Genomic DNA, 12,674 nt, shown 5'->3' with positions numbered 1-12,674 from the left:
TCTCCTTTTCCGGTTGCCGGCAGCTGCCGCTACAGTGAAGTCAAGCCCACCTTTTCGCCCTTCGCCTGATATGGAGCCTCCTATTCGCCTCACCCAGTACTCCCATGGTGGCGGCTGCGGCTGCAAGATTGCCCCTGCGCTGCTGCAGCAGATTCTCAAGGAGCTGCCCCTCCTCTGGTCGGATCCAGCCCTGTTGGTGGGAGCTGAAACCAGCGACGACGCCGCCGTTTACCAACTCAACGACGAGCAGGCCCTCATTCTAACCACCGACTTTTTCATGCCCATTGTGGACAATCCGGTGGATTTTGGCCGCATCGCTGCCGCCAATGCCCTTTCCGATGTTTACGCGATGGGGGGCACGCCCATCCTTGCCCTGGCCATCCTGGGCATGCCGGTCAACACCCTGCCCCTGTCGGTCATTCGGGAGATCATGGCCGGGGGGATCCAAGTCTGTCAGGAAGCGGGGATCCCTCTGGCTGGGGGGCACTCCATCGATTCCCCTGAGCCCATCTTCGGCCTGGTGGTGGCAGGGCTGGCCCACCCGCAGCACATCCGCCGCAACGCCACCGCCCAGCCTGGCGACGATCTCATTCTGACCAAGCCGCTGGGGATCGGGGTAATGACCACCGCCCTGAAGAAGGGTCAGCTCAGCGCAGCGGGCTATGCAGAAGTTTTACAAGTGATGACCCAGCTCAACCGCATTGGCCCGCAACTGGCCCGGCGAGCCCAGGTTCACGCCCTAACCGATGTAACGGGCTTTGGTCTTTTGGGACACTTGCTAGAGGTCTGCCGTGGCTCGGGGGTGAGCGCTGAGTTGGATCTGGCTGCCATTCCCTTTTTGCCAGAAGCCCTCTCCTTGGCTGAGGCTGGGATCTTCCCAGGCGCGGCCCGTCGCAACTGGCAAAGCTATGAGGGAATAGAGGCCAACTCTCTGCCCGAGTGGCAGCCATTGCTCTTGTCGGATCCGCAAACCAGCGGCGGCTTGTTGGTGGCTGTAGATCCGAGCCACACGGCGGAGCTATTGCAAGAACTGCAGGAGGCCGGCTACCCCTATGCCCGTCGCATTGGCCGCTGCCAGGCCGGTGAAGGGATCGCCATCCGGCTTGTCGGCGAGATCCCAAGATGAAGATTTGGTCAAGCAGGGCTGCAAAAGTTGAAGATCTCATGTAAGGGGAACGAGATATCTTGGAGGGGTATGAACGAGTCCTCTCCCAACCGCCACAGCCTGGTTCCGTGGGTTGATCCAGAGCAGCTAGTCTGCAGCCTCGGCAGTGGTCAACTGCTGATGGTGGATCCCCAGCGACACAACGCCTTGATCATCTGCAAAACGTTTCATGCCGAGTTTGCCGGGCCGGGCGCTGCAGTCGGGGGTCCTTTGGACGTGGAGTCGAGCAGTGTGGTTCCGATTGGGGATGTGGCTCTGTTGCATCCCCGGAGCTACCAAGAGCGGCAGAATGCTTATGCCAAGCGGCTGCACTGGATGCGCTGGCTGCAGCAGATTACCGACAACCCCCTGTCGGCCCAGCGGGCACGAACCTTGCTCTTTAGCCTAGAAGAGTTTTTCTCTGCTGAGGTGGTCAGCCAACTCCCCGATGAGGTTTTGGCGCGGCTGGTAGGGGTGCTGCCCCAGACCATTGCCGCAGCCCGCAGGGAAGTAAGCTACCCCACAGCCAAAGCTGCGAGTCTCCGCACCTCCTTTCCTCGATAACCTTGCCCCAGCTATTCCTTGGGCGATTGAGTCTGCCTGGGCTGGTTGGCATCACGGCTTGCCGTTGGGATAGAGCCGATTTAGTCCTTTGCGCGCTTTGGCATGGATGTCCAGGGTGGCATTCATTTTCAGGATTTGCCGGTAAACCTGCTCAGCCCGAGCAATTTCCCCCTCCTGTTCCAGTTTCTCGGCCAGCCTGAGCAAGTTCTGGGCTGAAGGCTCTGCCAGGGATCTCGCTTGGCCTTCCTGCCCCTGCAAGCGCTGCAGTTCTTCCAGGCGCTCTAGCACCATCGGTCGCAGCAGCCAAGAGTCATCCAAATCCAAAACTTCCCGGTAGTAGCGCTGGGCCTCTTTGAAGTTCTTTTGCTCGTCGTAGGCTTCCGCCAGTTGCAGAGCCAGCTCTGCCGTAGGCCGATCCTTAAATTGCCGATGCAGTTGGTTGAGCCGCCGCACGAAGGGAGATCCCTGCTGGGGGTTTTGCAGATCCGGAGCGTGTTGAACTGGCAGGTAGTTGGCGTTTTGGGCCGGTTGTTCTCCGGAAGAGGCAGCCTCTGTGGCTTGCCCTCGCAAGGGTACCTGACGGCTGAGGCTTTTGGGATCCAGGGGTGTGGGCTTGGAGAGCTCAATTGGCTGATCCCCAGAAGAGGTGGACGGACTTGACGGCGGGATCGGCTGCGGCGAGGGAAGGGTCTTGCGAGCCGGCGATTGGGGAGATGGCTGCTTCAGCTCCTCAAGGGTGCGGGGAGACTTTGCTTTGGGAGTCTCTCTGCGCTCTTGGGCCAATTCTCGATAGAGAGCAGCTAACTGAAGGTAGCCTGCCTCCTCGTAGGCAGTGGCCAACCAAAGGGCATTTTCAGGGCTGGGATCGGCCCGATAAGCCCGCCGCAACAACTGCAAAGCAGTGCCATAGTTGCGCTCTCGAATAGCTGCCTGCCCCAAGCTGACTGACTTGGCCGCCGTTGTATCGCTAGCCATACTTGCTGTGCCTCCCTGGGTGCTGCTGGTAGATTCCTAGCCTAAGCATACCTTTGCCGAGCCAGACGTTAACTGCTAGGAAAGACTTCTCCTATTGGCAAGCATTTCTAGCCAATATCGACTGGCTTAAATGTGGGTAAGAAGATCTGGATGTAGGGCGCACCTTCAAGCTAGCCTGGAGTTGGGGCTCTAGAAGCAACAGATTCCGGCGCCAAGATGATTCAAGACTTTCGAGAGCGGTACCCCATGGGCAGCTTGCTCACCGATCTGTTGCGCGTGGAAGAAGGGATCTACATCGTCAAAGCCCAGGTAGTGGTGAACAACACCGTTTTGGGCAGTGGCATGGCCGGCTCAAACACCATCGAAGAAGCTGAAGATGCTGCCTTGAAGCGGGCTCTCCAGCATGCAGGATTTGGTCGCCCTACCTCCTCTTTAAGTTTAGGCCTAGACGCTGCCCCTGCCAGGGCTTCTTATCTGTCCTCTCCCAGTTGGCCAACTCCTAACTTGGGCAATGAACAGTCCCAGTCTTCCTCTACCCCTCCAACCCCTGAAGCCGCAGGGATCTCAGCCCGATCCCAGGCCCTTAAAGAAGCGGAGACTCAAAGCGACGACCTTTCGGATCTCATTGCGCAAACGGACGTGGAGATGCAGCGCATTGGCTGGGGCCGCAAGGAGGGCCAAGAGTTTTTGGAACGTCGCTTCCAGAAAAAATCTCGCCACCAGTTGACTGAAACTGAGCTGCGGGAGTTCTTGCGCTACCTCAAGCAGCAGCCCTCGCGCCTGGGCAGTGAGCCCCGCTTCTAAGTTTTGCCACCAGGGCCGACAAGCTACGGCGCCCCCACAATCACTGTTGTATTCTGCATCGTTTTGACCACCGTCTCCCCCCCTTCCGAGAGCACAACCTGCCGCTCTGGCACCGATACCTTGGCTACCTGGGCAGTTTGGTAGTTTTGCCCAGCCTGCACAACTGCGGGAAGGGTGCCAGGGGCAGAAATGAGGGCAAAGGACTCACGGCCAATTTGGATAACCCCAGAAACCTGCACGCTGCGGGCAAAAGCAGCCGGATCTGGCGTGGGTGTGGAGAGCGGCGTAGCCACGCCTACAGGCACTTCGCCCTCCAGGGGAGGCAGTTCTGGAAGGGGCGGCAGATCTAGGGGTGGTAGAGGGGGCTCGGGAGCGCGCACGTTCTGGGGCACAAAGGGATCCGCCCGTCCCGCCCTACTCAGAGCCCGCTGGGTTTCCTGCTCCCGATCTACAGGTGGGATCAGGATGGAGGCAGGTTGGGTTGGCAAGGGCCGAGGCTGGTCGGGAGCAGTCTGGCCAAAGCCTTCGGGCAAAGCCGCCGTCTGTTGCCGGGCAAGAGCCTGCAGCTGGCTAGCTCCACGGGCCAGGGTAGCATTCATGTCCTGTTCCCAACGGCCTGAGGGGTTGAGCCGCATGATCACGGGGTTGCTGTTGCCGCGAAATTCTACCCAGACTTCCGCTTCCGTGTTGCTGAGCCGGCGGGAGCGAAGGATGCGGGATCCCGGCGGCAAAAGCGGCTGCAGGGCCAGCTCGGCGTCCCGAACTGCCTGGGCGTTGGCCAAAGCGGGAGCCAGAGACATGCCTCCTGCCAACCCCAGCAGGATCCCAAGCAAAAGCAGTGGGCGAACCATAAAAACCCCTGGGAGAGCGTCTCTGGACTAAAATATCCAAAACCCTCCCAATGGGGCTAACCTCGAGCTGCCTTTTTGTCAAGCCTCTCCCGACAAAACGGCGATCCCTGCCCCAAGGCAGCAAAGTTTGCCATAATTAAAACTTGTAAACATTCTGGCTCTCCCCACTTTGGATCCCGCCAACCCTAGCCAATTACAGGAGATTGCCGAGCGGCTGCGCAGCCCACGACCAGCGGATCGGATGCTGGCCTTGGCGCAGTTGCGGGACGTGCCAGCAGAGCAGGCAGTGCCGCTGATTCTGCAGGTCGTTGACGATGAAAACCTGCAAGTGCGCTCTTTTGCCGTCTTTGCGCTCGGGGTCAAGCAAACTGACGCCTGTCTGCCTAAGTTGGTGGAGATCCTCACCCAGGACCCGGACTACAGCATTCGCGCCAATGCAGCAGGCGCTCTGGGATACCTAGAAGACCCCCGGGCTTTCGAGGCGCTGGTGCGTGCCTTCTACGAAGATGTGGAGTGGCTGGTGCGCTTTAGTGCTGCCGTAGCGTTGGGCAACCTGAAGGATCCCCGAGCTTACGACGTACTGCTGCGGGCGTTGGAGGGGCCGGAAGAGTTGCTCCAGCAGGCGGCCATCGCTGCCTTGGGGGAACTGGGGGATCTGCGGGCGCTGGATCACCTCTTGCGCTTTGCCCAATCGGAAGATTGGCTGGTGCGGCAGCGGCTGGCCCAGGCCTTGGGAAATCTGCCCTCGCCTAAGAGCATTTCCGCCCTCAACTATCTGGCCAAGGATCCCAACGATAGCGTTGCCGCAACCGCTCTGGATTCCCTGCGACGGCTGCGCCAAAGGGGCTTCCTAGAAGCAGGATCCCCACCAGCGGATTAGAAGCAAGCTAAGCTGAAGATCGGGGTTCAGCTTGCTGGAGGGCTCCTTTGAGGAGGAGGCAAGCTTTTCTATTCTTATCCCCTGCTCTATGGTGGCTACCAAACCCCATCCTGAGATAGCCGGACTTCCCTCTCGGCCCCGCATCGTGGCGGCTCTTTCTGGGGGGGTAGACAGCTCCACAGTGGCAGCTCTCCTCCACGAACAGGGCTACGCCGTGGAGGGGGTTACTTTGTGGCTGATGCGGGGGAAAGGCCAGTGCTGCACCGACGGCCTGGTGGATGCTGCTGCTGTTTGTGAGCAACTGGGGATCCCGCACCACATCGTGGATAGCCGCGAGTTGTTCCAAACCCACATTGTCGATTACCTGCTAGCCGGCTATGCGGACGGGATCACACCCCTGCCCTGCTCCCGCTGCAACAAGCTGGTCAAGTTCGGTCCCTTGCTGGCCTATGCCCAGGAGCAGTTGGGCATCTCGCAGATTGCCACTGGCCACTACGCGCGGGTACGTTTCAACGCCGAGCTAGGGCGCTACCAACTGCTGCGGGCTGTGGATCGCCAAAAGGATCAGTCTTATTTTCTCTACGACCTCAGCCAGGAGCACCTGGCCCACAGCCTCTTCCCGTTGGGCGAGTACACCAAGGCCCAGACCCGCCAGATGGCTAGGCGCTACGGCTTGGCCACCGCCAACAAGCCAGAGAGCCAGGATCTTTGCCTAATTGAAACCTACGGCTCGATGCGCAACTTCCTGGATCAGCACTTGGGGGAAAGGCCAGGGGAAATTGTCGATACTCAGGGGCAGGTCCTGGGGTACCACCAGGGCATTCACCACTACACCATTGGCCAGCGCAAGGGCTTAGGCATTGCTGCCCCTCGTCCGCTCTATGTGGTGCGCATCGATGCAGCCATGAACCGCGTGGTGGTGGGAGAGCGGGAAGAAGCCACCCAAGCAGAAGCCTGGGTGCGGCAGGTCAACTGGGTGTCGATCCCAGCGCCATCAGAGCCCTTGGAGGTAGAAGTGCAGGTGCGCTACCGTACCCCTGCCGTGCCAGCTACCTTGATCCCGGAATCGCCGGAACGCGTGAAGTTGCAATTTGCCGAGCCCCAGTTTGGCGTCACCCCCGGCCAGGCCGCCGTTTGGTACCAGGGGGATCTGCTGCTGGGAGGTGGCATCCTCGAGCGCCCTCTTTCCTAGCTGGAAGTTTGCCAGAACGCAGCGGCAGGACCTCAAGCTGGCGGGACAGGGGCAGCCGCGGCTAGAGTCAATCGGTTGTGGCTATTGAGGCCCATGCGCTTGGCTTTCTACCTGCGCTTGCTGCTGTTGTTGGCGCTGCTGGCCCTGTTTACAGGCCTAATTGTGTGGCTGATTCAGTCCTTTCTCGAGCTCTACTACGCCACCCGCTACCACCCCCTTTTAGGGGGTCTGTTAGTTGGAGTGCTGACGCTGCTGCTAGTGGTGTTTTTGGCCGCCTCGGTCTATTACTTGTTTCTCTTTGGCCGAGCTTCCTCGTCTCCAACCCAGCGCCTCCCTCGGCTAGCTTCCCCGACAACCCCCGCCGAAAAGTGGGAGGCAGCCCGGCGCAACCTGGCCCAACTGGAGGCTCAAGTAGCCCAGATTCAGGATCAGGTGGCCCGAGCAGCACTGGCAGAACGGTCAGCCCGCTTAGCCCAGCAGTTGGCCCAGCCCCAACTGAAGGTGGTGGTTTTCGGCACAGGCTCGTCGGGCAAAACCTCGCTGGTGAACGCTCTCCTGGGGCGGCCAGTGGGAGCAGTGGGGGCCACCCTAGGCACCACGCAAGCCGTGGCCGTCTACGACTGGAACCTGCCCGGCATCCTCCACCCCGTGAAGATCGTGGACTGTCCAGGCATTTTGGAAATTGGGCCAGCAGGAGCCATGCGGGAAGAAGAGGCCCAGGCTCAAGCCCAGGCTGCCGAGCTGTTACTGGTAGTGGTGGATGGGGACCTACGCCAGTCGGAGCTGGAGCCCCTGCGCCGCCTTCTGGCCTTGGGCAAACGGGCCCTCCTGGTGCTCAACAAAATTGACCTCTACACTCCTGAGGAACAGCAGCTTCTGCTCCAGCGGCTGCGGGAACGGGTTTACCCCCTTATCCAACCAGAAGATGTCCTGCCAGCTGCTGCCAATCCGGCCCCCGTGCGCCTGGGATCCCAAACCTGGCAGCCGCAACCCGAGGTGGCGGCGGTGCGGGATCGGGTGCAGGCGGTGCTCTATGCGGAGGGGAGATCCCTGGCCTTGGACAATGCCCTCCTGCAATCCCAGCAGTTGGGTGAGGAGGCCAAGCGCATTCTCCAGGCGCAGTTGCGCCGCCAGGCGGAGGAGGTGGTCGATCGCTTTCAGTGGATTGTAACCGGTGTGGTCTTTGCCAACCCCATCCCAGCGCTGGATCTCCTGGCCATTGCCGCCATCAACGCCCAGATGGTGGTGGAGCTGGGATCCCTCTACGGCTGCAAGATGAACCTGCAGCAGGGGCGGGAGCTGGCTTTGTCCTTGGCTAAGACCTTGGCTGGCTTGGGTCTGGTGGAAGGGGCAATCCAACTGACCACCGGGATCCTAGCTACAGTGGCTGAGGTCAGCGTTGTTGGCTTTTGGCTGACAGCACCCATCCAGGCAGCCAGCGCTGGCTATCTCACCCGCATTGCCGGCAAAAGCTTTATCGAGTACTTCCAGCGCAACCAGAGTTGGGGAGAGGGAGGCATGCAGGCGGTGGTCAAGGCCCAGGTGGAGAGCGCCCAAAAATCCGGCTGGCTCAGGGAGTTTGTCCGCCAGGCCTGGGAACGGGTTTTCCGCTTTCGCTAGGAACCGCTCTGAAAGACTTACACAACCCCAGGCAAAAGCAGACTTTCACTCGGCGTTGAGGCTTTCTTCCTGCTTCCACGACCCGTAGCTAGTAGTAGAGTTCACCTCTACTACCCCGCCAGAGGGATCTCCACAGGCGTGACTTCCCCGCGAGCTGCAGGTAGGTGCTCCTTGCCCCCATAAGGCACACCGGCTAAAGACGGAGCCAACTTTTTTAGCCCAGGCAAAACGCCTACTCAAGAAGATGTACCGGCTAGCCTACTCGCTCAGCCCATCTCCGTCAAGGCAGAAGGTTGGTTATGCCACAAAGTGGCCAATTGTCCGGTGAATCAAGGACTAGAGGAGAACCCCGCCTGCAGTACCAGCTCCATCCCTGCTAGGTAATGGCGTAGCATCCGCCAGCACTTCGCGGCCAGCAGCAGCGGTGGCTTGCAAGCACCACGCAGGCGGCAATACTAGCGTGCCCCTAACCCATAGGCAGGCTCCCCTTGCTGCCAGTTGCCCCTGCTCGTTATCCTAGTAGAGCTGAAAAATTGGGGGAAACAGGTGAGCCGTGGCTAAAAAAAGCATGATCGAGCGGGAGAAAAAGCGCCAGCGCTTGGTTGAAAAGTATCGCGAAAAGCGCCAGCAATTGAAGGCAGCGCTGGCTGATCCCAATCTCGACCAGGCCACCCGCATGGAGCTGCATGCCCAACTGCAAAAGCTGCCGCGCTCCAGCTCGCCCACCCGCCTGCGTAACCGCTGCTGGAAAACGGGCCGTCCCCGCGGTTACTTCCGGGATTTTGGCCTCTGCCGCCACAGCCTGAGGGAGATGGCTCACCGCGGCCTGCTACCCGGCGTGGTCAAAGCCAGCTGGTAGCCCAGATGGGCTGGAGGCTGCTGGCAACTGCTCTGGAAAAGCAAGCACCTTCTCTGCCCTGAGGGGAGCTCCCCGTGGCCCTGAAGCCCTTCCAGATTTGCGACGACGATCTTACCTCCGACCTGGTCAAGGCCCTGGCCGGAGAAGCCTACCTGGCGGTGGACACAGAGACGATGGGCTTGATCCCGCAGCGGGATCGACTCTGTGTTGTGCAACTTGCCAACGCTGCCGGTGAGGTGGTGCTGCTGCGGTTTAGCCGCGGCGTCAGGCAGGCCCCTCTCCTAGCCAAGCTGCTGACGGATCCCGGCATCGAGAAGATTTTCCACTATGCCCGTTTTGACCTGGCCATGCTGCGCTACCACCTGGGGATCCAAGTCTGGCCGGTCTTCTGCACCAAGATTGCTAGCAAACTGGCTCGCACCTACACCAGCAAGCACAGCCTCAAAGATGTGGTGAGCGAGCTGTGCGGGGTCGAGTTGAACAAGGCAGCCCAGAGCTCCGACTGGGGAGCTGTCCATGCCCTCTCGGCGGAGCAGTTGGAGTACGCAGCCAACGACGTCCGCTACTTGATCCCGGTGCGCCACAAGTTGGCCCAGATGCTGCAGCGAGAGGAGCGCTGGGAACTGGCGCAGCGTTGCTTCCAGCACCTTCCCACCCTCGTCGAGCTGGACCTGCTGGGGTATAGCAACGTCTTCGAGCACCAGTAGTGGCAGCCTCTGGAGCTAGTTAGCCAAGTCGGGGAAAGTAGCCCGCACGGCGGGGTGGATGAGCTTGCCGGAGCGAATGTTAAGCCCTTTGGCCAAAGCTGGATCTTGTTCCAGGGCAGCGGCCAGGCCAAGGTTGGCCAGCTTGAGAATGTAGGGGAGCGTGGCATTGACCAAGGCTTGGGTTGAGGTCCAGGGGACAGCCCCTGGCATGTTGGGAACGCCGTAGTGCAACACGCCGTAGGCTTCGTAAACCGGCTGGGCGTGGGTGGTGGCCCTAGTGGTGGCAATGCAGCCTCCCTGATCCACCGCGACGTCCACAATCAGGGATCGGGGCCGCATCTGGGCCACCAGCTCCTCCCTCACCAAAATTGGCGCCCGCCTGCCCGGCACTAACACCGCTCCCACCACGAGATCGGCCTCGCGAACGCACTCCTCGATGGTTTGGGGGGTGCTGTAGAGCAACTCCACTCGCGATCCAAAGATGAGCTCCAGCTCGTTGAGCCGCTGCAGGTTAATGTCCAAAATCTGCACCTGCGCTCCCAGGCCAACGGCCACTTTGGCCGCCTCTGTACCCACGGTTCCTCCGCCCAAAATCACCACTCGTCCCGGTGGCACACCTGGGATCCCGCCCAGCAGTACGCCTCGCCCCCCCGCTTGGCGGGTGAGGTAGTGGGCACCAAATTGCACCGAGAGCCGCCCGGCAATCATGCTCATGGGCATCAAAAGAGGCAGGGAGCCATCGGCCAGCTCCACTGTCTCGTAAGCCAGGCAGGTGGCCCCCGAACGCAGGAGGGCTTGGGTGAGCTCGCGGCTAGCCGCCAAGTGCAAGTAGGTAAATAGGATCAGATCCGGATGGAGCAGCGGATACTCTGCGGGCAGGGGCTCTTTCACCTTCACCACCAACTGCTGCTGGTAGATCTCCTCAGGAGTAGCAGCCAGCCTGGCCCCCGCCTTCTCATAGTCCTCGTCAGTAAAGCCGGCTCCCTGGCCCGCTTGAGTTTCCACCCACACCTGGTGCCCCTGCTCAGTCAAGACCCGCACCGCCGCTGGTGTTAGGCCGACGCGGAATTCCTGCTCTTTAATCTCCCTGGGCACGCCAATGCGCATAGGGATCCCTGGAGGACTGCCTTCGAGTTTGTGCGCGCTCTGTTAAAGTGTAAGCGTGATTTACGGCCCGGATCTATGACCGTTGTCTCCGCTGCTGCTACACCCGCTGCCCCGGAGACGACTCTACTCAACGTCTGGCAAGTCCTAGCCGAGAAGTTTGCTGACCAGCCTGCCCTCAGGGATCCCCATGCCCAGCCGGTCTTTGAGATTTCCTATGGGGAACTGTTCCGCCGCATTCAGACGCTGGCTGCTGGCTTACAGGCTTTGGGCATTCGCCCTGGGGATCGGGTAGCCATTTTTGCCGACAATTCCCCCCGCTGGCTGATGGCGGATCTGGCCACGCTGTTTACAGGAGCAGTCAATGTGCCGCGCAGCGCCGTAGCGGATCCAGCGGAGCTGGGCTACATTTTGCGTCATTCTGGGAGCACCGCTTTGATTGCCCAGGATGTGAAGACGCTGGCACGGGTTCGGTCAGTTGTGGAGGAGCTGGGCCTGGAGCGGCTGTTGCTGCTTTCGGACGAAGAAGAGCCAGGAGTAGTGAATTTTTCTCAGTGGCTGCAAACGGGGCGAGAACACCGCTACGAGCCCCCCAAGTTGGAGCGATCCCAGTTGGCCACCATCATCTACACTTCCGGCACCTCCGGTCAGCCCAAGGGGGTGATGCTCAGCCACGGCAACCTCATGCACCAGGTGGAGAACTTGGGCGCGGTCGTACAGCCCCAACCGGGGAACAAGGTGTTGAGCATTCTGCCCACTTGGCACTCTTATGAGCGGGCTTGCGAGTATTTTCTCCTTAGTCGCGCCTGCACGCTGGTCTATACCAGCCCCCGCTTTATCAAACAAGATTTTCAACAGGAGCAGCCCCACTATTTGGTGGCAGTGCCGCGCATTTGGGAAACCGTTTATGAAGGGATCCAGCGGCAATTCAAAGAGAAAAGCCCCCTCCTGCAGTGGCTAATCCGCGCTCTGATGGCTGTCAGTGAAAGCCATGTGCTCTCTGGACGGATAGCTCGCAACCAGTCAATTTTGCACTACGGAGTCAGCCCCTGGGTGCGCCTACGGGCTCGCTGGCAACATTGGCTGCTCTGGCCCCTGCATCGGCTGGCCGATTGGCTCATCTACCGCAAGGTGCGACAAGCACTAGGCCCCAATTTTCAACATGCTATTAGCGGCGGCGCATCCCTACCTGCCTATCTGGATCTGTTCTATGAAGTTGTTGGGATTTCCATCTTGAATGGCTACGGCCTCACGGAAACCTCGCCAGTGCTATGCGCGCGGCGTCCTGACAACAACGTGCGCGGTACGGCTGGCCCACCGCTGCCAGGGACGGAGTTTCGCATTGTCGATCCGGAAACCTGGCAGCCCTTGCCCCCTGGCCAAAAGGGGTTGATCCTGGCCCGTGGCCCGCAGGTGATGATGGGCTACTACAACAATCCAGAAGCCACCGCTAAAGTTCTCAGCTCTGATGGCTGGTTTGAAACCGGGGATCTAGGCTGGCTCACTCCCGACGGCCAACTGGTGATCACCGGCAGGGCCAAGGATGTCATTGTCTTGCGCAACGGCGAGAACATTGAGCCACAGCCACTGGAAGATGCCTGCCTGCAATCTCCCTACATCAGCCAGATTGTGATCGTCGGGCAAGACCAAAAAAAATTGGCTGCCCTCATCTACCCCAACCTCGACGCCCTCAAGGCCTGGGCTGCTGAACAAGGGATCCCTACTGCCGAGACCGAGCTGCTCGTTCACCCGCAGGTGCGCCGCTTCATCTTGCAAGAAGTACGCCGCCGCATCCAAGAGCGCCCTGGCTATCGGCCCGACGAGCAAGTTGCTGACTTTCGCTTCTTGCCAGAGCCCCTGAGTGTGGAAAACGGCCTCATGACCCAGACGCTGAAAATTAAGCGCAACCCCGTGGCGGAGCGCTACGCTCACCTTATTGAGGAAATGTACCGATCTTTGAAGTAGGGCCAGCCT

Annotated in this window: 12 protein-coding genes; 9 read left to right on the top strand and 3 right to left on the bottom strand. The window is 60.2% G+C overall.

Features of this window, described 5'->3' with window-relative positions; all coding sequences use genetic code 11:
* The first annotated feature begins 70 nt into the window (after positions 1-70).
* Both selD and NW812_RS06225 read left to right on the top strand, forming a co-directional pair.
* Positions 71-1,126 carry a selenide, water dikinase SelD gene (gene selD / locus NW812_RS06230; RefSeq protein WP_414395033.1) on the top strand — a complete coding sequence of 352 codons (1,056 nt, stop codon included), beginning with the start codon at positions 71-73 and terminating at the stop codon, positions 1,124-1,126.
* Positions 1,127-1,195: 69 nt separating this feature from the next.
* Positions 1,196-1,708, top strand: coding sequence for a hypothetical protein (locus NW812_RS06225; protein WP_414395032.1), 513 nt, complete (start codon positions 1,196-1,198; stop codon positions 1,706-1,708).
* A 51-nt stretch (positions 1,709-1,759) separates the two neighbouring features.
* Here the strand turns inward: NW812_RS06225 and NW812_RS06220 are convergent, their stop codons facing one another.
* Positions 1,760-2,683, bottom strand: a complete 924-nt coding sequence (locus NW812_RS06220; RefSeq protein WP_414395031.1) for a hypothetical protein — start codon at positions 2,681-2,683, stop codon at positions 1,760-1,762.
* Positions 2,684-2,899: 216 nt separating this feature from the next.
* On the opposite strand from NW812_RS06220, the gene NW812_RS06215 reads away from it, so the two are divergent.
* Complete coding sequence (locus NW812_RS06215) at positions 2,900-3,487, top strand: hypothetical protein (RefSeq protein WP_414395030.1); 588 nt, start codon at positions 2,900-2,902, stop codon at positions 3,485-3,487.
* Positions 3,488-3,510: 23 nt separating this feature from the next.
* Here the strand turns inward: NW812_RS06215 and NW812_RS06210 are convergent, their stop codons facing one another.
* Entirely contained in the window at positions 3,511-4,338 is an 828-nt protein-coding gene (locus tag NW812_RS06210) for a hypothetical protein (protein ID WP_414395028.1), read from the bottom strand.
* A 169-nt stretch (positions 4,339-4,507) separates the two neighbouring features.
* On the opposite strand from NW812_RS06210, the gene NW812_RS06205 reads away from it, so the two are divergent.
* The 5 genes from NW812_RS06205 (at position 4,508) to NW812_RS06185 (ending at position 9,596) form a co-directional block, all read left to right on the top strand.
* On the top strand, positions 4,508-5,218 hold the full coding sequence (locus tag NW812_RS06205) for a HEAT repeat domain-containing protein (RefSeq protein ID WP_414395026.1): 711 nt from the start codon (positions 4,508-4,510) through the stop codon (positions 5,216-5,218).
* 88 nt (positions 5,219-5,306) lie between these two features.
* Complete coding sequence (gene mnmA / locus NW812_RS06200) at positions 5,307-6,410, top strand: tRNA 2-thiouridine(34) synthase MnmA (RefSeq protein WP_414395024.1); 1,104 nt, start codon at positions 5,307-5,309, stop codon at positions 6,408-6,410.
* Between the two features lie 93 nt (positions 6,411-6,503).
* On the top strand, positions 6,504-8,030 hold the full coding sequence (locus NW812_RS06195) for a DUF697 domain-containing protein (protein WP_414395022.1): 1,527 nt from the start codon (positions 6,504-6,506) through the stop codon (positions 8,028-8,030).
* Positions 8,031-8,583: 553 nt separating this feature from the next.
* On the top strand, positions 8,584-8,889 hold the full coding sequence (rpsN, locus tag NW812_RS06190) for a 30S ribosomal protein S14 (RefSeq protein ID WP_414361099.1): 306 nt from the start codon (positions 8,584-8,586) through the stop codon (positions 8,887-8,889).
* A 74-nt stretch (positions 8,890-8,963) separates the two neighbouring features.
* Positions 8,964-9,596 carry a ribonuclease D gene (locus NW812_RS06185; RefSeq protein ID WP_414395020.1) on the top strand — a complete coding sequence of 211 codons (633 nt, stop codon included), beginning with the start codon at positions 8,964-8,966 and terminating at the stop codon, positions 9,594-9,596.
* Positions 9,597-9,611: 15 nt separating this feature from the next.
* Here NW812_RS06185 and ald read toward each other — a convergent pair whose 3' ends face one another.
* Positions 9,612-10,703 carry an alanine dehydrogenase gene (gene ald, locus NW812_RS06180; RefSeq protein ID WP_414395018.1) on the bottom strand — a complete coding sequence of 364 codons (1,092 nt, stop codon included), beginning with the start codon at positions 10,701-10,703 and terminating at the stop codon, positions 9,612-9,614.
* A 75-nt stretch (positions 10,704-10,778) separates the two neighbouring features.
* On the opposite strand from ald, the gene NW812_RS06175 reads away from it, so the two are divergent.
* Positions 10,779-12,665, top strand: coding sequence for an AMP-dependent synthetase/ligase (locus NW812_RS06175; protein ID WP_414395017.1), 1,887 nt, complete (start codon positions 10,779-10,781; stop codon positions 12,663-12,665).
* Positions 12,666-12,674: the final 9 nt, after the last annotated feature.

It is taken from the genome of Synechococcus sp. O70.2 (genome assembly GCF_047462135.1).
Classification (GTDB): domain Bacteria; phylum Cyanobacteriota; class Cyanobacteriia; order Thermostichales; family Thermostichaceae; genus Thermostichus.
Note: the sequence above shows the minus strand (reverse complement) of the source record. Positions and strands in the feature narration are given on the sequence as shown.

Bases quoted from the DNA above. Each gene is read 5' to 3' on its own strand.
- selD (WP_414395033.1), top strand. From the start codon at position 71: ATGGAGCCTCCTATTCGCCTCACCCAGTACTCCCATGGTGGCGGCTGC.
- NW812_RS06225 (WP_414395032.1), top strand. From the start codon at position 1,196: ATGAACGAGTCCTCTCCCAACCGCCACAGCCTGGTTCCGTGGGTTGAT.
- NW812_RS06220 (WP_414395031.1), bottom strand. From the start codon at position 2,683: ATGGCTAGCGATACAACGGCGGCCAAGTCAGTCAGCTTGGGGCAGGCA.
- NW812_RS06215 (WP_414395030.1), top strand. From the start codon at position 2,900: ATGATTCAAGACTTTCGAGAGCGGTACCCCATGGGCAGCTTGCTCACC.
- NW812_RS06210 (WP_414395028.1), bottom strand. From the start codon at position 4,338: ATGGTTCGCCCACTGCTTTTGCTTGGGATCCTGCTGGGGTTGGCAGGA.
- mnmA (WP_414395024.1), top strand. From the start codon at position 5,307: ATGGTGGCTACCAAACCCCATCCTGAGATAGCCGGACTTCCCTCTCGG.
- NW812_RS06195 (WP_414395022.1), top strand. From the start codon at position 6,504: ATGCGCTTGGCTTTCTACCTGCGCTTGCTGCTGTTGTTGGCGCTGCTG.
- ald (WP_414395018.1), bottom strand. From the start codon at position 10,703: ATGCGCATTGGCGTGCCCAGGGAGATTAAAGAGCAGGAATTCCGCGTC.
- NW812_RS06175 (WP_414395017.1), top strand. From the start codon at position 10,779: ATGACCGTTGTCTCCGCTGCTGCTACACCCGCTGCCCCGGAGACGACT.